Origin of the sequence: Bacillus sp. MM09(2025) (assembly GCF_050496725.1) — a bacterium.
GTDB lineage: Bacteria > Bacillota > Bacilli > Bacillales > Bacillaceae > Bacillus > Bacillus pumilus.
Window position 1 is genome coordinate 2,499,543 of sequence record NZ_JBNWEN010000004.1, and the last position, 17,786, is coordinate 2,517,328.

General features: G+C 39.4%; 18 protein-coding genes and 1 pseudogene. 13 read left to right on the forward strand and 6 right to left on the reverse strand.

The features are described from left to right. The first annotated feature begins 189 nt into the window (after positions 1 to 189). The 8 genes from ACQYAC_RS18795 to spxA all read left to right on the forward strand — a co-directional run bounded on the left by ACQYAC_RS18795 (position 190) and on the right by spxA (position 7,521). Entirely contained in the window at positions 190 to 1,827 is a 1,638-nt protein-coding gene (locus tag ACQYAC_RS18795; RefSeq protein ID WP_144462329.1) for a peptide ABC transporter substrate-binding protein, read from the forward strand. Between the two features lie 116 nt (positions 1,828 to 1,943). Continuing rightward, positions 1,944 to 2,888, forward strand: a complete 945-nt coding sequence (locus ACQYAC_RS18800) for an ABC transporter permease (protein WP_061407358.1) — start codon at positions 1,944 to 1,946, stop codon at positions 2,886 to 2,888. 3 nt (positions 2,889 to 2,891) lie between these two features. Beyond that, complete coding sequence (locus ACQYAC_RS18805) at positions 2,892 to 3,809, forward strand: ABC transporter permease (RefSeq protein ID WP_429943881.1); 918 nt, start codon at positions 2,892 to 2,894, stop codon at positions 3,807 to 3,809. A gap of 12 nt (positions 3,810 to 3,821) precedes the next feature. Then, positions 3,822 to 4,901: an ABC transporter ATP-binding protein gene (locus ACQYAC_RS18810; protein ID WP_199800891.1), complete on the forward strand. Its 1,080-nt coding sequence runs from the start codon at positions 3,822 to 3,824 to the stop codon at positions 4,899 to 4,901. Between the two features lies 1 nt (position 4,902). Then, positions 4,903 to 5,820: an ABC transporter ATP-binding protein gene (locus ACQYAC_RS18815; RefSeq protein WP_169056296.1), complete on the forward strand. Its 918-nt coding sequence runs from the start codon at positions 4,903 to 4,905 to the stop codon at positions 5,818 to 5,820. A 108-nt stretch (positions 5,821 to 5,928) separates the two neighbouring features. Beyond that, a complete protein-coding gene (locus ACQYAC_RS18820) occupies positions 5,929 to 6,216 on the forward strand; it encodes a hypothetical protein (RefSeq protein WP_268498090.1) in 288 nt (95 codons plus the stop codon). Positions 6,217 to 6,353: 137 nt separating this feature from the next. Then, positions 6,354 to 6,932 (forward strand): GNAT family N-acetyltransferase, encoded by a 579-nt coding sequence (locus tag ACQYAC_RS18825; protein WP_426972532.1) that lies wholly within the window; start codon positions 6,354 to 6,356, stop codon positions 6,930 to 6,932. A 193-nt stretch (positions 6,933 to 7,125) separates the two neighbouring features. After that, positions 7,126 to 7,521: a transcriptional regulator SpxA gene (gene spxA, locus ACQYAC_RS18830; RefSeq protein ID WP_003211421.1), complete on the forward strand. Its 396-nt coding sequence runs from the start codon at positions 7,126 to 7,128 to the stop codon at positions 7,519 to 7,521. Between the two features lie 40 nt (positions 7,522 to 7,561). On the opposite strand, the gene ACQYAC_RS18835 is transcribed toward spxA, so the two are convergent. Further along, entirely contained in the window at positions 7,562 to 8,227 is a 666-nt protein-coding gene (locus ACQYAC_RS18835; RefSeq protein WP_058014294.1) for a TerC family protein, read from the reverse strand. Positions 8,228 to 8,402: 175 nt separating this feature from the next. On the opposite strand from ACQYAC_RS18835, the pseudogene ACQYAC_RS18840 reads away from it, so the two are divergent. The 5 genes and pseudogenes from ACQYAC_RS18840 to pepF form a co-directional block, all read left to right on the forward strand. After that, positions 8,403 to 8,523, forward strand: a pseudogene (locus ACQYAC_RS18840) (hypothetical protein); the annotation flags it as partial. Further along, positions 8,490 to 9,155 (forward strand): adaptor protein MecA, encoded by a 666-nt coding sequence (mecA, locus tag ACQYAC_RS18845; protein WP_012009573.1) that lies wholly within the window; start codon positions 8,490 to 8,492, stop codon positions 9,153 to 9,155. The pseudogene ACQYAC_RS18840 and the gene mecA, both read left to right, overlap by 34 nt. A gap of 85 nt (positions 9,156 to 9,240) precedes the next feature. Further along, positions 9,241 to 10,761, forward strand: a complete 1,521-nt coding sequence (gene cls / locus ACQYAC_RS18850) for a cardiolipin synthase (protein WP_058014293.1) — start codon at positions 9,241 to 9,243, stop codon at positions 10,759 to 10,761. 162 nt (positions 10,762 to 10,923) lie between these two features. Further along, on the forward strand, positions 10,924 to 12,084 hold the full coding sequence (locus tag ACQYAC_RS18855; RefSeq protein ID WP_429943882.1) for a competence protein CoiA: 1,161 nt from the start codon (positions 10,924 to 10,926) through the stop codon (positions 12,082 to 12,084). A gap of 214 nt (positions 12,085 to 12,298) precedes the next feature. Then, the gene (gene pepF / locus ACQYAC_RS18860; protein ID WP_426972537.1) at positions 12,299 to 14,125 is read left to right on the forward strand and encodes an oligoendopeptidase F; all 1,827 of its coding nucleotides are present in this window, start codon (positions 12,299 to 12,301) and stop codon (positions 14,123 to 14,125) included. 103 nt (positions 14,126 to 14,228) lie between these two features. On the opposite strand, the gene ACQYAC_RS18865 is transcribed toward pepF, so the two are convergent. The 5 genes from ACQYAC_RS18865 to ACQYAC_RS18885 form a co-directional block, all read right to left on the reverse strand. Further along, entirely contained in the window at positions 14,229 to 14,402 is a 174-nt protein-coding gene (locus ACQYAC_RS18865; RefSeq protein WP_044139629.1) for a hypothetical protein, read from the reverse strand. A 296-nt stretch (positions 14,403 to 14,698) separates the two neighbouring features. Further along, positions 14,699 to 15,610 (reverse strand): ClpXP adapter SpxH family protein, encoded by a 912-nt coding sequence (locus ACQYAC_RS18870; RefSeq protein ID WP_429943883.1) that lies wholly within the window; start codon positions 15,608 to 15,610, stop codon positions 14,699 to 14,701. After that, entirely contained in the window at positions 15,607 to 16,005 is a 399-nt protein-coding gene (locus tag ACQYAC_RS18875) for a thiol management oxidoreductase (protein WP_429943884.1), read from the reverse strand. The genes ACQYAC_RS18870 and ACQYAC_RS18875 overlap by 4 nt, the downstream gene beginning before the upstream one ends. A gap of 276 nt (positions 16,006 to 16,281) precedes the next feature. Continuing rightward, on the reverse strand, positions 16,282 to 17,049 hold the full coding sequence (locus ACQYAC_RS18880; RefSeq protein ID WP_429943885.1) for a lytic transglycosylase domain-containing protein: 768 nt from the start codon (positions 17,047 to 17,049) through the stop codon (positions 16,282 to 16,284). A 21-nt stretch (positions 17,050 to 17,070) separates the two neighbouring features. Beyond that, entirely contained in the window at positions 17,071 to 17,649 is a 579-nt protein-coding gene (locus ACQYAC_RS18885; RefSeq protein WP_058014289.1) for a CYTH domain-containing protein, read from the reverse strand. Positions 17,650 to 17,786 lie beyond the last annotated feature (137 nt).

The following is a 17,786-nucleotide window of genomic DNA, read 5'->3' on the forward strand; positions in this document are numbered from 1 at the left end:
AATTATTCTATTCATTATAATTAATTTGTTCACACGTTTGTGCTAGGCTCTTTACATAGTGAAAATTCAGAAAAAACAAAAGAAATAGAAAGTAAGCTATTTAGGGACTTTTTTACGCTATTTCTTAAATCTGAATCTCATCTTCTATCGAGACCTTTGAACTAAAACATATTATAAGGGGGAATACAGTTGAAAAAGCGTTGGTCTGTTGTTACTTTAATGCTTATTTTCACACTTGTATTAAGCGCTTGTGGTTTCAGCGGAAACAAATCAGGCGACAGCACGAGCAGTTCTGGAGAGGCTAAAACAACACTAAATGTGAATATCTCCACTGAGCCTTTTTCTCTACATCCGGGATTGGCAAATGATTCAACTTCAGGAAGTGTCATCCGTCAGACTTTTGAGGGATTAACAAGAATTAACGCTGAAGGTAAGCCAGAAAATGCAATGGCTTCTGATATCAAAACAAGTGCTGATGGTAAAACATACACATTCACACTTCGTGATGCAAAATGGTCTAATGGTGACCCTGTCACAGCTGAAGATTTCGAATATGCTTGGAAATGGGCATTAGATCCTAAAAATGAATCTCAATATGCTTACCAGCTTTACTATATTAAAGGTGCTGAAGAAGCGAACAAAGGGAAAGCGAAAGTTGCTGATGTTGGCATTAAAGCAAAAGACAAAAAGACGCTTGTCGTTGAGTTAGAGAACCCAACACCGTTCTTTACTGAACTAACTGCATTCTATACGTATATGCCAGTCAACAAAAAAGTGGCTGAAAAGAATAAAAACTGGTACACAAATGCAGGTGAAAACTACGTATCTAACGGACCATTCGTTCTTTCTAAATGGAAACATGGCGGTTCTATCACGCTTGAAAAGAACAATGAATACTGGGATAAAGATACTGTGAAATTGAAAAAAATCAACATGTCTATGATCAAAGATACAAACACTGAACTTAGCATGTTCAAAAAAGGCGAGCTTGACTGGGCTGGTTCACCAACTGGAAGCCTTCCAACTGAGTCTTTAAAAACATTGAAAAAAGAAGGCGGTCTGAAAATCCAAACGATCGCTGGTATTTATAACTACAAATTCAACACAGAAGTAAAACCTTTAAACAATGCAAACATCCGTAAGGCCCTTGCATACTCAATCAACCGTCAAGCGATCGTTGACAAAATTACGCAAGGTGAACAAGTTCCAGCTATGGCAATCGTTCCACCAACAATGGAAGGGTTCACTGATAACAAAACTGGCTACTTCAAAGATCACGATGTAGATACTGCTAAAAAACTTCTTGAAAAAGGTGCGAAAGAATTAGGTTATAAGTCTGTTTCTGATCTTCCAGCATTGAAACTTTCTTACAACACTGATGAAGGCCACCAAAAGATTGCACAAGCAATTCAAGAAATGTGGAAAAAAGATTTAGGTGTGAAAGTTGAACTTGATAACTCTGAGTGGAACGTATACATCGACAAAATCCACAGTGGAGATTACCAAATCGGACGTATGGGCTGGTTAGGTGACTTCAACGATCCAGTGAACTTCCTTGAGCTTTACAAAGATAAAGACGGTGGAAACAACGACACTGGATGGGAAAGCAAAGAGTACAAACAATTGTTGAATGATTCTGCGAAAGAAACAGATAAAACGAAGCGTGAAGAAATGCTGAAAAAAGCAGAAGAAATCATCGTCAACGATATGCCTATAGCACCAATTTACTTCTACACTCAGCTTTGGGTACAAGATCCAAAACTAAAAGGTGTGGTTGTATCTGGACTAGGTGATGTTCAATACAAATGGGCACATTTCGAAAAGTAAGAATTATAGTGTAAGAGATCTACGGCAAGGATCTTAAGGTATATGGAGGATGTCTCTCCATATACCTTTCTTGCTGATTAGAGAAAATGTTGTAAAATCATGGAGGTGCAATTCCGTTGCTTAAATATATCGGTAAGCGATTAATATATATTTTAATCACACTGTTTGTTATTGTAACTGCAACTTTCTTTCTCATGCAGGCAGCACCGGGTGGTCCATTCTCTGGTGAGAAGAAACTTCCTGCTGAAATTGAAGCAAACCTAAACGAGCACTACGGGTTGGACAAGCCCTTATTTGTTCAATATGTAAGCTACTTAGGTTCAGTTGCAAAATTAGATTTTGGTCCCTCATTTAAATATAAAGGACAAACTGTAAATGACTTAATCAGTTCTGGATTCCCCGTTTCCTTTACCCTCGGAATTGAGGCAATTCTCCTCGCATTAGCATTTGGTGTATTGTTTGGGGTCCTTGCAGCGCTCTATCATAACAAGTGGCAAGACTATACGATTGCCATTTTAACGATCTTTGGAATTTCAGTTCCAAGTTTCATTTTAGCTGCGCTACTACAATATGTATTTGCATCTGAGGCAAGCGTTATAGCGATTTTCCCAGTTGCAGGATGGGAGACTTGGGCCAGCACCGTACTACCTTCTATTGCACTTTCCTTCATGCCTATGGCATTTATCGCTAGACTTGCACGGTCAAGTATGCTTGAAGTTTTAAACAGTGACTACATTAGAACGGCTAGAGCGAAAGGATTAACGAAATCAGCTGTGACGATTAAACACGCCATTCGAAACGCATTGTTACCTGTCATTACATATATGGGACCAATGGCTGCTTCAGTTTTAACAGGTAGTTTTGTCGTGGAGAAGATTTTCGGTATTCCTGGATTAGGCTCTCACTTTGTCACAAGTATTACAAACCGTGATTACACCGTCATCATGGGTGTCACAGTCTTCTACAGTATTATTCTATTAATTAGTATTTTAGTCGTTGACGTCCTCTACGGTATTATCGATCCTAGAATTAAACTGACGAAGGCGAAGAAAGGGGTCTAACACATGGAAGAGATGAGAAAAGATTTATTTGTTCCTGCGACAGCTGACGCAGCAGAATCTGAAAAAATTTCTAAACCTAGTCTATCTTTATGGAAGGATGCTATGCTTCGCTTCCGTGCAAATAAACTTGCAATGGTTGGTCTTACAATCATTTTTATTATTGTGATGTTGGCCATCTTTGTTCCGATTTTTTCTAAGTATGATTATTCAACGACTGACTTACTGAATGCGGACCAGCCGCCTTCAAAAGAGCACTGGTTTGGTACAGATGATTTAGGACGTGACATGTTTGTCCGGACATGGGTCGGGGCAAGAATTTCGATCTTCATCGGTCTTGCTGCAGCTGTTCTTGACGTCATCATCGGGATTATCTGGGGAAGTATTGCAGCATTCAAAGGCGGCCGTACAGATGAAGTGATGATGCGTATTGCTGACGTTTTATGGGCAATTCCAACACTACTAATGGTCATCTTAATGATGGTTGTTCTGCCAAAAGGATTATTAACGATTATCCTTGCCATGACAGTTGTAGGCTGGATCAACATGGCACGTATCGTTCGGGGACAGGTTTTACAATTGAAGAGTCAAGAGTACGTTCTTGCCGCACAAACATTAGGTGCGAAAACATCTAGACTTTTATTTAAACACTTAATACCAAACTCAATGGGACCAATTCTTGTGACGATGACATTAACGATTCCTTCGGCTATTTTCACGGAGGCATTCCTAAGCTATCTAGGGCTTGGTGTACCGGCTCCATTAGCGAGCTGGGGAACAATGGCGTCTGACGGAATTCCGGCCATGACGTACTACCCATGGAGATTATGGTTCCCAGCCGCATTTATCTGTATTACAATGTTTGGTTTTAACGTGGTTGGAGACGGACTAAGAGACGCTTTAGATCCGAAGTTGCGTAAATAAGGAGTGATTAGGATGGAACGTGAACGTATTCTAGAGGTGAAAGACCTTGCAATCTCATTTAAAACATATGGTGGAGAGGTTCAAGCCATTCGTGGTGTGAACTTCCACTTAAATAAAGGCGAGACACTTGCTATTGTAGGTGAATCTGGCTCTGGTAAAAGTGTGACATCACAGGCCATCATGAGATTAATTCCGATGCCGCCGGGTTATTTCAAGCGCGGACAGATCCTGTTTGATGGGCAAGATATTGTTAAGAAAACTGAAAAACAAATGCAAACCATTCGAGGAAAAGACATCTCAATGATCTTCCAGGATCCGATGACTTCCTTGAATCCAACGATGAAGGTCGGGAAACAAATTACAGAAGTGCTGTTCAAGCACGAACAAATTTCAAAAGAAGCGGCTGAAAAAAGAGCCATTGAATTACTGGAGCTTGTTGGGATTGCAATGCCTGAAAAAAGAATCAAGCAATATCCACACGAATTTAGTGGCGGGATGAGACAAAGGGTTGTCATTGCGATGGCACTTGCAGCAGATCCAAAGCTATTGATTGCCGATGAGCCGACAACAGCACTAGATGTAACGATTCAGGCGCAAATTTTAGAATTAATGAAAGAAATTCAGCAAAAGGTGGAAACGTCAATTATCTTTATTACACATGATCTAGGTGTTGTCGCCAACGTCGCTGATCGTGTAGCTGTTATGTATGCAGGTCAGATTGTCGAGACAGGAACGGTTGATGAAATTTTCTACAATCCACAACATCCATATACGTGGGGACTTTTAGCATCAATGCCGAGCCTTGATACAGATGGCGGAGATGAAGGAAAGCTGACTGCAATCCCAGGAACACCACCAGATCTGACAAACCCGCCGAAAGGAGATGCATTTGCACTCCGAAGCGATTATGCAATGAAAATTGACTTTGAACAAGAACCGCCAATGTTCAAAGTATCAGATACGCATTATGTGAAATCATGGCTACTTCATCCGAATGCACCTAAAGTTGAACCGCCTGCTTCTGTAAAGGCGAGAATGCGTGAACTAGAAGGTAGCTACGAAAAACCTGTATTAGTAAAAGAGGGTGAATAGCATGGCAGAAAAACTGTTAGAAATCAAAAATTTAAAGCAGCATTTCCATACAGCAAGAGGGACTGTGAAAGCAGTTGACGGCGTTTCATTTGATATTTATAAAGGTGAAACACTTGGCCTTGTAGGGGAGTCTGGTTGTGGTAAATCCACTACTGGCCGTTCCATCATTAGACTTTATGATGCGACAGATGGTGAGGTTCTTTATAAAGGGGAAAGTGTACACGGGAAGAAATCAAGACAAAAAATGCTTGAATTCAACCGTCAAATGCAGATGATCTTCCAAGATCCATATGCCTCACTGAACCCTAGAATGACAGTGCTTGATATCATTGCAGAAGGCATCGACATTCATGGCCTAGCAAAAACAAAGCAAGCACGTAAAGAGCGTGTGTACCAATTGCTTGAAACTGTTGGCTTGAACAAAGAGCATGCAAACAGATATCCGCATGAATTCTCTGGTGGTCAAAGGCAGCGTATCGGGATTGCCCGTGCATTAGCAGTTGAACCAGATTTCATCATTGCCGATGAACCAATCTCTGCATTAGATGTGTCGATCCAAGCACAGGTCGTCAACTTAATGAAAGAGCTTCAAGAAGAAAAAGGGTTAACGTACTTATTCATTGCCCATGACCTGTCCATGGTAAAATACATCAGCGATCGTATTGGCGTGATGTATTTCGGGAAATTGGTAGAGCTGGCACCAGCGAATGAATTATACGAAAACCCGCTTCATCCATATACAAAATCATTACTATCTGCGATTCCGCTTCCAGATCCAGATTATGAGCGTAACCGCAAACGAATCAAGTATGATCCATCTGTTCACAAAGGAACAAACACTGAGTTCCGTGAAGTGAAGCCAGGTCACTTTGTGAGCTGCACAGAGGAAGAATTCAAAGAACTTCAGGCAAAACAATGATAAGAAGGAAGAAGCGCTGCTATGTCAGTGCTTCTTTTTTTATTTTACAAAAAAACGAGATGATGGTAATTTCTAGTTAACAACAAGCGGGTTCTAGGAGGAAATCAGATGTCGATATGGAAGACGTTTCGCTATTCATTCTTTCACTTTCTCATTGTATTCATGCTTTTTTCAACGTCATTTTTGAGAAAGCCAAATGGAGGACAGTGGATGCTCATATTTATGGTGCTCATTGGCATCGTGTCTTTTTCCGTGGAATATATGCTTCACCGGAAAACAAGCAATCAGAAAGAGGAAGCACATCGCAGGAAGTACCTTTATTTCATCATGTTTCAAACCGGGATGACACTCATCCTGTTTGTCTGTTTTCAATTACTCATGGAACGTTCGATATAAAACTTTTTTCTGTTGTTTGAAAAAAAAGTGAAACTAGAGGAGACTTTGCTGCGTCTTACTAGTACAGGCGTTTAAATTGCAGGAAATCGGGAATATCTAAGGAAGTGGTTCTTAACGATATCATAAGGAGCGGATCCATGAATTGGTATGAAAAGCTCAGTGAATACTTCCCGATAGAAGAAATGAAGTCAAAAGAGCATATGGAAGCTTTATTAAAGGAAAGAAGTGATGTTTATCATAAGGAGGAAGGACCTCATCATGTGATGATGTACGCCGAATTTGATAATTTTATCTTTATTGATTATTTATTTGTTTCCAGAGATGCAAGAGGTGAAGGCCTCGGATCAAAGCTCATTCATAAGCTGAAGGAAAAAAAGAAACCGATCTTGCTTGAGGTTGAGCCTGTAGATGAAGATGATGTAGATACTGCAAAACGCCTAAAGTTTTACCAAAGAGAGCACTTCAAGCATGCAGAATCAATCGGTTATAAACGCAGGTCACTTGCAACAAATGAAGTGAACCGCATGGAAATCCTTTATTGGTCGCCTCTTACAGATAATGAAGAAGAAATGATGGAGGCTATGAGGAAAACCTATGAACGAATCCATACGTATAAAGATGAAGAATGGTATGGGCAGTCGTATGAAGATGTTGATGATGTATTGAAGGTCATTGAAAATAGAAAACAAAAAAATATTTTCGATCATCTCGACTAAATGAGAATGTTCAGACATCAAGCAACACGAGAAAATGAATGAAATTGTCTAGTTTTTGTCACAAAAATTGCAAGAAAATCTGTTCACACTTACTTTTTTATAGTATAATCACTATAAAGATTACTTATTTAGAACAATTTTAATTTAAGAATACAGATCAATATTCATTCTACAAATTGAGGAGTGAAGATTTATGGTAACATTATACACATCACCAAGCTGTACATCATGTAGAAAAGCAAGAGCGTGGTTAGAAGAGCACAATATTCCGTATCAAGAGAGAAACATCTTTTCAGAGCCTCTTTCAATCGATGAAATCAAAGAAATTCTTCGAATGACTGAAGACGGTACAGATGAAATTATCTCAACACGTTCAAAAGTATTCCAAAAGCTAAATGTGAATGTTGAGACAATGCCTCTCCAACAATTGTATAAACTAATCAATGAGCATCCAGGTCTTTTAAGACGTCCAATTATCTTGGATGAAAAAAGACTACAAGTTGGCTACAATGAAGATGAAATTAGACGTTTCCTTCCAAGAACGGTTCGTACATTCCAACTAAGAGAAGCTCAGCGACTTGCTAACTAATAGAAAAAACGAAAAGCTGCCGATGATTTGGCAGCTTTTTTTATTTGTTTTCAGCCGTTTGTTCGTAAAACAGGCTGGCTAAAATGACCATGACGACTGTTAAAAACGGAAGCATCAATTCAAGAGTCGCATGCTGAGCCATAAATTCATTCAATTTCACATCACGAACAATCATTTCACCGCCAGTAAAAGCCAAAAGAGCACTTCCTCCGTATAAAAGATACGGAAATTTGGTTAGAGCGGTATGAATCAGTTTACTTCCCCAAATAATAATCGGTACTGAAATCATCAGGCCAAAAGCAGTCAGCAGCATGTTGCCTTTTGCCGCCCCTGCAACTGCAATCACATTATCAAGTGACATAAAGAGGTCGGCAATCACAATGGTCTGAACCGCACGCCAAAGGGAGCCGCTGCTTTTAATGCGAATCGATTCTTTCTTTTGTTCAATTAACAAATTGTATCCTATATAAAGGAGAAAAAGTCCGCCGATAAATTGTAAATAAGGGATGGTCAATAAATAAACTGCGGCACCTGTCATTGTAATTCTCATCAGCACGGCCAAAAGTGTGCCGATCCATATGGCTTTATTCCGTTTGTCATTTGACAAGCTGCGGCTAGCCATCGCAATGATCAATGCGTTATCTCCGCCTAAAATCAGATCAATGCCAATAATCATCAGTAAGGATATGATCCACTCTGTTTCCATCCATTTCACCTCATGTCTAATAGAGCTCGTACAACCAATATATGAGGACAATTCAAATATATGTTTCTGTAAGTTTTCTCTGCAAAAAATGCGTTTTTATTTCTTTTATTCATGTTTTATCATAAAATAGACTGTACGAAGTGATACCTCAATTCTTTAAAAGGTTAACATGTAGACGGAACGGGTAAAGTGTAGTAAAGTACTATTAATTGGGAGCTTGTATGTCCCTTCAACATCTTATATAGAAGGGAAGGTTGGCAAAATGGAAATCGAAAGAATTAATGAACATACAGTGAAATTTTATATTTCCTACGGTGATATTGAAGACCGCGGATTTGACCGTGAAGAGATTTGGTATAATCGTGAACGCAGTGAAGAGCTGTTTTGGGAAGTAATGGACGAAGTGCACGAAGAAGAAGAATTTGCAGTTGAGGGGCCGCTTTGGATTCAAGTGCAGGCACTTGACAAAGGTCTTGAAATTGTCGTGACGAAAGCCCAACTTTCTAAAGATGGACAAAAGCTCGAATTGCCGATTCCAGAAGATAAAAAAGATCAAACAGATGAAGAAAGTCTAGATGCACTGCTTGATGATTTTCAAAAAGAAGAGCAGGATCAAGAAGATCATAATGAGAAGGACAAAAAACTTCAACTTCAATTTGTGTTGAAAATGGATGACTTTGAAGATTTGATTGCACTTTCTCAATTAAATATGCAGGATTTTACCACAAGTTTATATTCGTTTGAAAACCGTTATTATCTATATGTTGACTTCCACGAGGATTTGTCAGATGAGCAAGTGGAGAATAAGCTCAGCATTTTGCTTGAATATGCTCATGAATCAGTGGTCAGCATTTACAGACTGAAAGAATACGGTCAGCTGATTATCGAAGGAAATGCCCTTGAAACGATTCAACAGCACTTCTCGTAACCAACAAAAGTCGATTTCTATAGAGGAATCGGCTTTTTTCTCTGAATGAATAGGTAAATAAAGAGATCGGCAAGGAGAAAATGAAATGAGAAATTTAGTCAAAGTTCTATTTTTTCTTATCATTACGATAGGTGCTTATTTAGTCATTCAATTAATTGCTGGTGATTTAGCTGTAAGTGTATTAAGTTCTGTCAGTGTTCTATTCACTTTATCGATTATCTTCATCGGGTTTGTCATATTCTTGGAGAACCGGAATCCATCTCAAACGATAACGTGGCTTGTCCTGCTTGGCAGCTTTCCGTTATTCGGCTTTCTGTTCTATATTTTCTTTGGACGCAATATCAAAAAACGCCGGCTGTTTGAAAAGAAAGCCATCCTGGACGAACAGTTAATCCAGGAAGATGAACATATTCATAGAGAAGCGATTGAGAAAATGACGCATATGGGTGATCATCAGCAGCTCTTATTTAAGCTGGCCCACAGACTTGGACATACCCCTATTACGTATCGCACGTCCTCTAAAGTCCTGACCAATGGAGAAGAAACATTCTCTCATATTTTTGAAGAAATTAAAAAGGCGACACATCACATTCATTTAGAATATTATATTCTCCGTCATGATGACCTTGGACAAGAATTAAAGGATATTCTCATTGATAAAGCGAAAAATGGTGTGATTGTCCGCTTTTTATATGACGATGTAGGGAGTTTGAAGCTCTCTCGTCAATATATTGCTGACCTCGAAAAGGCTGGCGTTCAGATCGTTCCATTTTTACCTGTGAGGCTGCCTCTGTTAAATAATAAAATCAATTTCCGAAATCACAGAAAAATTGTCGTGATTGATGGAGAAGTTGGATTTGTTGGCGGGCTGAACATTGGAGACGAATATTTGGGCAGAAGCAGACAATATGGTTTTTGGCGTGACACTCATTTGATGATTAAGGGTGAAGCTGTACGTGATCTGCAGCAGATTTTCATGCAGGATTGGTACTATATGACGAATGAAAGATGCGCAGGTGTGGACTACTTTAAAGATTTCAGCCATCTTGAAAGCACAACAGAAGGCGTACAAATGATTGCTGGTGGTCCTGATAAACAGTGGGAGGTCATTAAAAATCTCTTTTTCTCCATGATTATCTCTGCCAAAAAGTCTATTTGGATCGCTTCACCATATTTTGTGCCGGATGATGATATTTTGTCTGCATTGAAAATTGCTGCTTTAAGCGGAGTAGACGTACGGATTATTGCACCGAAGAATCCAGATAAACGGATCGTCTTCCATGCGTCCCGTTCATACTTCCCGGAGCTTTTAGAAGCAGGGGCAAAGGTGTATGAATATGATCAAGGCTTTATGCATAGTAAATTTATCATTGTGGATAGCGAGCTGGCTTCGATAGGAACGGCCAACATGGATATGAGAAGCTTTCATTTGAATTTTGAAGTGAATGCCTTCCTCTACAAAACGAGAAGCACTGAGAAGCTCGTGAACGACTTCTTAGGTGATTTAGAGCAGTCACACGAGATAGTCCCAGAAGAATTTGCAAAGAGACCGTTAAGGGTAAGGCTCTTTGAATCAACAGCAAGATTATTATCGCCATTACTATAAAGATTGTATTTTCCCCCTTTTTATCAGAGGGGGTTTTTCATTTTCCTCAGTAAAACATCAGTAAAATCATATTTTCACACCATAAAAGTTCATTTTGCCTATTCGCTCTCTTATAGATGAACAAGCTATAATACGGTCATCAAAGACTAAGGGGCGAGCTGAATGAATACAGCGATCATGGATAATGGAAAGCTTATTCGTATTACACATCATTTATCTAAAAACCGGCTGGAGCATGTCAGGACGACGTGCAAGTTTTACTGCCCTGAATGCAGGGAAGAAGTGCAATTAAAGCTTGGTGAACAACGTGTCTATCATTTTGCACATAAACAGCTCACTGCATGTCCACTAGCCTCAGGCGAAACGGCTTATCATCAGGCGGGAAAAGAAGCCATTATGAATTGGCTTCAGCGGCTTGGGCATAAACCGGTGCTTGAAAAGTATGTGTCAAAGGTTCATCAGCGCCCTGACGTGGCCGTCTCTATTGGAGGAACAAGCTATGCAATCGAATATCAATGCTCAAATATTTCGCGGCAAGAGCTACGTAAAAGGACAGCAGGACTCCGTCAAGCAGGGCACTTCCCTATATGGGTCATAGGAGCAAATCGTTTAAAGCGAAAATCTGCCCAGCTCTTTTCCTTCTCCTCCATTCATTGGGGAATGTTGAGGGAATCAAAGAAAGGGGATCTGATTTTTTACTGTCCGCTTCAGAATCGATTCATCCATCTTGCTCAATTCCTTGTATTTCAACCAACAAAAATATGTGCCGCTATGACTGTCAGATCGCCAACAGCATACCGCCAATTTTCAGATATCCTATTGCAGCCCTCAAGCAAGCGCCAAGTCTCCAAGCAATGGCTAAGATGTATACAGCAATTTAGACAGCGGCCACCTCGTATTTTATCAAATGAAAGCAAACGGTTAAGAGACATTTTTTATGAGCATCATCAAACAGCTTTCCCTTTTCTGCCGGCTGAATTATTTATCCCGCTGCCAGAAGCGTCCATCTTTACAAGCCCCGTTTATGTCTGGCAGGGGTGTCTATATGATTGGATCATAAGAAAAAAAGGAAGCAGTCCAGTGACGATTCAACTGCTGATGAAAGAAATGAAGCGGTGTATCCAGATGAAAGAAGTAAAACTTCGATATGGCGATGTTTCAATAGAAGAAATGAAAGAGGTTATCACATCATATGTTCATGCGATTGTCAGACAAGGGTTTTTGCATATGACGAAAGAGGGTAATTATGAAGTAGCGTCAAAACAACTGCCGATACAAACAGTAGATGAAGCGTTCAAACGAGATGCTTTCTTATTTCATTAGCATGTTTCATGCCCACTTTGATCATGATAAGAAAAAGGTGGTGCTGCGATTGAATAGAAAGAAACGCTTTTTTCTCATTTTTTTAGTCTGTTTGGTATTTATTTCTGCATATGATTTGACAAATATAGTTCAAAACAAAGAAGATAAATACAACACCAATTTCTTTCACTTTCTGAAAGGTTGGTTCAACACAACTTATGCAAGGGGGATTCATATGACTTCACAAAGCAAAAACAACCATTTACCAGACAGAAGCGAAGTAAAAGAAGAAAACAAATGGCGGCTTGAAGATATTTTTGAAGGCGTCGATGCATGGAACAAGGAATTCGAAGCGGTCAAAAAAGAAATTCCTAAGCTCGCCCAATTTAAAGGCAAGCTCGCCCATTCTGCTGATGTACTGTATGAAGCCCTAACCTTTCAGGATCAGCTTTCTGAAAAGCTTGGTAAGCTTTATACATATGCGCACATGAAATACGATGAGGATACAACGAACTCATCATTTCAAGCGCTGAATGATAAAGCATCGAATTTATTTACACAACTCTCTAGTACTTCTGCTTATATTGTTCCAGAGATTTTATCGATTCAAGAAGATAAATTGCAGCAGTTTATTTTGGAAAAAGAAGAATTAAAACTGTATTCCCATGCTCTTGAAGAAATTAATAAAGAACGTCCACATATTTTAAGTGAGGAGCAAGAGGCCTTATTAGCTGAGGCATCTGAACCTCTCTCAACTTCATCTACTACTTTTAGTATGTTTAACAATGCTGATATTTCGTTCCCTTCTGTAAAGGATGAAAATGGGGAAGAAAAGAAGATTACCCACGGCAACTTTATTACATTTTTAAACAGTGATGACCGTGAAGTGAGAAAGAATGCTTTTAAAGCTGTGTATAAAACGTATGATCAGTATAAAAACACGCTTGCTTCGACACTGAGCGGTTCGATTAAAAAGGATAATTTTTATGCAAAAGTACGAAATTATAAATCGGCAAGAGAATCAGCACTATCTCGGAACAGTATTCCAGAAGAAGTATATGACAATCTAATTGATACCGTTCATCAATATTTACCGTTATTACACCGTTATATTGAATTGCGTAAAAAGGTATTAAAGCTTGATGAAGTGCATAACTATGACTTGTATACGCCACTTGTAAAAGATGCTGGCATGAAGCTAACCTACGATGAAGCAAAGGATTATATGCTAAAAGGGTTAGCACCATTAGGAGAAGAATATGTATCCGTGTTAAAAGAGGGTCTCGATAATCGCTGGGTGGACGTTTATGAGAATAAAGGGAAACGTAGCGGTGCGTATTCATCTGGAAGCTATGGCACAAATCCATATATCCTCATGAACTGGCAAAATAACATTGATAATTTATTTACACTGGCTCATGAATTTGGGCACTCTGTCCACAGCTACTATACAAGAAAGCATCAGCCATATCCGTATGGAAACTATAGCATCTTTGTAGCTGAAGTAGCTTCTACGACAAATGAAGCGTTACTTGGCGAATACCTGCTGAATCATCTAGATGATAAAAAACAGCGTTTGTATGTGTTAAATCACTTGCTAGAAGGATTTAGAGGAACGGTATTCAGACAGACGATGTTTGCTGAGTTTGAACATCTGATTCATGTGAAAGCACAAGAGGGAGAGGCTTTAACGCCAGAATTCATGACGAACCTCTATTACGACCTGAACAAGAAGTATTTTGGAGACGGCATGGTTGTGGATAAAGAAATCGGATTAGAATGGACGAGAATCCCTCACTTCTATTACAACTATTATGTATATCAATATGCAACAGGCTATAGTGCAGCACAGGCATTAAGCAAGCAAATCTTAGAAGAAGGAAAACCTGCGGTGGAGCGCTACACAGACTTCCTTAAAGCAGGAAGCTCTGATTATCCAATCAATGTGCTGAAAAAAGCAGGTGTTGATATGGCTTCCAAAGAACCAATCGAAGCAGCATGTCAATTGTTCGAAGAAAAATTAAAAGAAATGGAAGAGCTCATCTCTAAAACGGGTGAGTAATGAAAAGACTTCTGTCAGACGTGTGAGTGCAAACTCATCTTTTGACAGGAGTTTTTTTCTCACAAAAAAAGACCTCTTCGCATGTAGAGGCCGCTTCCTATCATCACCCTTTAAATCCCTTAAAGGTCTTCCGATGGTTCATTCGATAAAGTGTAAAAAGTATTGCAGCAAATAAGAGAGGCGATGTGAGATAAAGAGGAAGCATTTTCATTAAGCCTAATATATTTAAAAAGAAACATAAGCCAATGGAAACAAGTCCAATGGTTGTGCTGCGCATGCAGATCCCTCCATTTTTTCGTTACTTTCACTATATGAAAGTGACAACCCTCTTATGTTTTGTGACAAAAATATGAACATATAGTATATCTGTTGTCATAAGTCGACAAAATTTGATATACTACAGATGTGAAATTAATCACATACAAACATTACCCCTTTGTTTGACCGTGAAAAATTTCTCCCATCCCCTTTGTTGTCGTTAAGACATAGTGAAACCGCGCTTATCCCGGCGCGGTTTCTTCGTGGTTTAAAAAAGAACAAATGTTCCTTTTTGAGGTAAAGAAAAAACATGGGTCAGCACCCATGTTCATTCTCACAGCGATAGACATCAGGATCTGAAGGATGATCATCTTCTTTGTAGCGCCAAAACATTTCTTGATGCACTTGTACACGTTCGACTTTTTTAGCGAAAGCCAGCTTTTTCATTTCTCGTTCAACTTCTTCAAGTGTCAGGTCATATACGACAGCAATCTCTTTGGCAGATGCAAATTGAAAGTAAGCAATAAACCATTCAATTGGAGGTCGAACTGATGGGGTCGGTTTTTCACCAATCATTTCAAAAAGGATTTCCTCGTACACATCGTAAGAGTACGCACCTGAAATTTTTAATCCTTCATCTCCGTTTACTGTATTAAAAAAGGCAAAGGTCGGAAGCTCAGACACGTCCATTTCAGCGGCAATTTTCATATCACATTTTAGTGCTTTGACAGCACTTTGAGAATGAATATCGCGCTGGAATTCCTCGATATCTAGTCCAGCGCTTTTTGCATTTTCTAGCAGTACATGTTCACTTGTGACATCTTGCTGATGGCAGAAAAGTGATTCTTGAATGAGACGCAGAAATTTCATTCCGCATTTTCTGCCTTGAAGTTCAGCCGCTTTTAATGCAAGCGAGGCGAGATAGGGTGAGGTCACAATTTGTTCAGACAGCATTTGTTCTTTTTTGGTCTGAGTTTTGGTCGCGAATTTCCCCCATGCTTCGGTCAGTAAATGCTTTTTTCGTTTTCGATTCAATGCATTAATACTAGAGCTTGTCACCGTTCGTAAAGTGAAAAACCGGCCGTACTTCATTTTTAATTTTTTAATGGATGGCTCTAATAACCAGCAGTCTGGACTTAGAGGGTCAATGAATACATAGATTTCAATCGGCTTTTGAGGATGTCCGTGACAGTGTGAGAAATATTGATCGTGCGTATTGCAGCTCAAGATCGTCCATCCTTTTCAGGTGTTTGATTGACCATATGACGAGCCGTTAAAGAGAGCCGCTCAAATAAAAAGTCACGAATATCGCCGGTTAATCCTACTTGATCCATTGCATCCTCCATGCATTCAAGCCATGCGTCAGCCCGCTCCTCAGTAATCGGAAAAGGGAGATGTCTTGCCCGTAGCATAGGGTGGCCATGCTCCTCTGTATAAAGCGGGGGTCCGCCTAAATATTGAGTTATAAACTGTTTTTGTTTTCTTGCTGTTTCTTTTAAGTCATCCGGGAAAATAGGATGAAGCAAAGGATGACACTTTACATTTTCATAAAAAGTATCAACAAGTTGCGATAGAAGTTCCTCTCCAACCGCTTCGTAAGGTGCGTTAAACGATTGTACCATGTTGACTACTCCTTTTACTCGTAGTTAATAGGATGAAGTGCCCTATTGTGAATTCATTTATTTCAAAAGTGATATTCAGTTTGTTCTATTTTATTGTTTCTATTCTTGTATATTTATTTTAACAACCTCAACTCAATTCCACAAACAAACCGCTTTGGTCTATTGGAAATAAGGGGAGATGCGAGTTCCGTGATCAATTGACCATATCATAACACATTCAGTCAAAAAAGGGTGAAAAGCGACATACAAAAAACCGAAGAGGTTATTCTCTTCGGTTTAAGCGAAATATTGTGCTGTGATTTTCTTTACATAATTTTGTGTTTCTTTAAATGGTGGAATGCCGCCGTATTTATCGACATTTCCTGAGCCTGCATTATAAGCAGCTAAGGCGAGTGAGACATTTCCATTATATTTCTGAAGCATTTGTTTTATATATTTCGTACCGCCTTCGATGTTTTGGGCCGCATCAAAGGCATTATTCACACCAAGGGACTTAGCTGTAGAAGGCATAAGCTGCATGAGGCCAAGCGCGCCTGCATGGCTAACCGCATTCGTACGATAGCCGGATTCTTGCTTAATGACCGCATGAATCAGCTTTTCTGGAACACCATGTTTTTGAGCCATTTGTGACACAATTTGATTAATTTCTTTTGATGATGAGCCGCTTGAAACAGCCTTTTGAAGCGGCGGCGTGTAGCTGTTGTTTAAGACATTTCCAATACCATTTGCTGTATTCAATTGAGCGTCATTTGCATATGAAGGTTGAGCTTGAAGCTGCTCACCACCAGCGATAGCAGATAAGTATGGGTTTGTACGCGCGTATTGCGTGTTGGGAGCCGTTGATGGGTCCGTTCCCATCAATGCAGAAATTGAAAGCGGCAGGCGTGATAATTCTGATCCGCCTAAAAAATCTTGCAGCAGCGACTGAAATGAAGCTTGTGCATTCGATTCTTGGCCGCCCGGCATTTGCGTTTGTCCAGTGTCTGATTGTAACGTTTTAAGTGCTTGGAGCTGCATAAAGGATTGAATTTGATTGACGTTCATTTTGTTCCTCCTTCAAGGAATTCATCTATTCTGTGTTTTCATTTTCTCTTCATAAAAACGTACGACTTTGTTTTTCGTGTTTCGTACAGGGATTTGAAATTGTTGGAGCAATGCGGAGAATGCGGCTTGTCCAATTTCCAGGTCGCTCACTTCAAATTCAAGTTCATAGTCCTCTATTGTTAAATATCGGCTGTGATCCAAAACAATTAAGCCTTCTTTGATCATTTTTTCAGCTCTTGACGTTTCAAGTGAACCAAAATACACAATTTGATCCTTTTGAATGTTCAAATGGTCTAGCCTGTCAGCCACTTCACCTTTTGGCAGCTGAAAATCGTCAAGGCTTGAAGGAGGCGCGATCGTTTGGTGGGTTTCGAGTAAGCCTATTTCGTGTGGTTCCTTTAACGTGAGAACCCACTGATCGTTTTTTTCTCTCATTCTTAATGCAGCAAATTGAGATTTTATATCAAATTGGGGTGTATCAAAGTAATAGTTGGTTTGTGTGTGAAAATCCGAATCCTTCAATTGGAAATGTTGTTTCAACTGTTCAAATTCTTCTTTCATTAACAATTGCTTTAGTTCTATTTCAATTTCCTGGGCCATTTTGACATCAACCTTTCATTTAGAGGAAATATGATTATTGTACATGAAGTATGTTCATCATGTAAAAGACAGTTTTTATCTATTATTTCTCTTTCCGCATGTGCCAAAATCAATGGATAATTACGTGAAAGGATCAT

Excerpts from the sequence above, each read along its gene's own strand:
- ACQYAC_RS18805 (WP_429943881.1), top strand. The coding sequence starts at position 2,892 with ATGGAAGAGATGAGAAAAGATTTATTTGTTCCTGCGACAGCTGACGCA.
- ACQYAC_RS18810 (WP_199800891.1), top strand. The coding sequence starts at position 3,822 with ATGGAACGTGAACGTATTCTAGAGGTGAAAGACCTTGCAATCTCATTT.
- ACQYAC_RS18815 (WP_169056296.1), top strand. The coding sequence starts at position 4,903 with ATGGCAGAAAAACTGTTAGAAATCAAAAATTTAAAGCAGCATTTCCAT.
- ACQYAC_RS18820 (WP_268498090.1), top strand. The coding sequence starts at position 5,929 with ATGTCGATATGGAAGACGTTTCGCTATTCATTCTTTCACTTTCTCATT.
- ACQYAC_RS18825 (WP_426972532.1), top strand. The coding sequence starts at position 6,354 with ATGAATTGGTATGAAAAGCTCAGTGAATACTTCCCGATAGAAGAAATG.
- spxA (WP_003211421.1), top strand. The coding sequence starts at position 7,126 with ATGGTAACATTATACACATCACCAAGCTGTACATCATGTAGAAAAGCA.
- ACQYAC_RS18835 (WP_058014294.1), bottom strand. The coding sequence starts at position 8,227 with ATGGAAACAGAGTGGATCATATCCTTACTGATGATTATTGGCATTGAT.
- mecA (WP_012009573.1), top strand. The coding sequence starts at position 8,490 with ATGGAAATCGAAAGAATTAATGAACATACAGTGAAATTTTATATTTCC.
- cls (WP_058014293.1), top strand. The coding sequence starts at position 9,241 with ATGAGAAATTTAGTCAAAGTTCTATTTTTTCTTATCATTACGATAGGT.
- ACQYAC_RS18855 (WP_429943882.1), top strand. The coding sequence starts at position 10,924 with ATGAATACAGCGATCATGGATAATGGAAAGCTTATTCGTATTACACAT.
- pepF (WP_426972537.1), top strand. The coding sequence starts at position 12,299 with ATGACTTCACAAAGCAAAAACAACCATTTACCAGACAGAAGCGAAGTA.
- ACQYAC_RS18865 (WP_044139629.1), bottom strand. The coding sequence starts at position 14,402 with ATGCGCAGCACAACCATTGGACTTGTTTCCATTGGCTTATGTTTCTTT.
- ACQYAC_RS18875 (WP_429943884.1), bottom strand. The coding sequence starts at position 16,005 with ATGGTACAATCGTTTAACGCACCTTACGAAGCGGTTGGAGAGGAACTT.
- ACQYAC_RS18880 (WP_429943885.1), bottom strand. The coding sequence starts at position 17,049 with ATGAACGTCAATCAAATTCAATCCTTTATGCAGCTCCAAGCACTTAAA.
- ACQYAC_RS18885 (WP_058014289.1), bottom strand. The coding sequence starts at position 17,649 with ATGGCCCAGGAAATTGAAATAGAACTAAAGCAATTGTTAATGAAAGAA.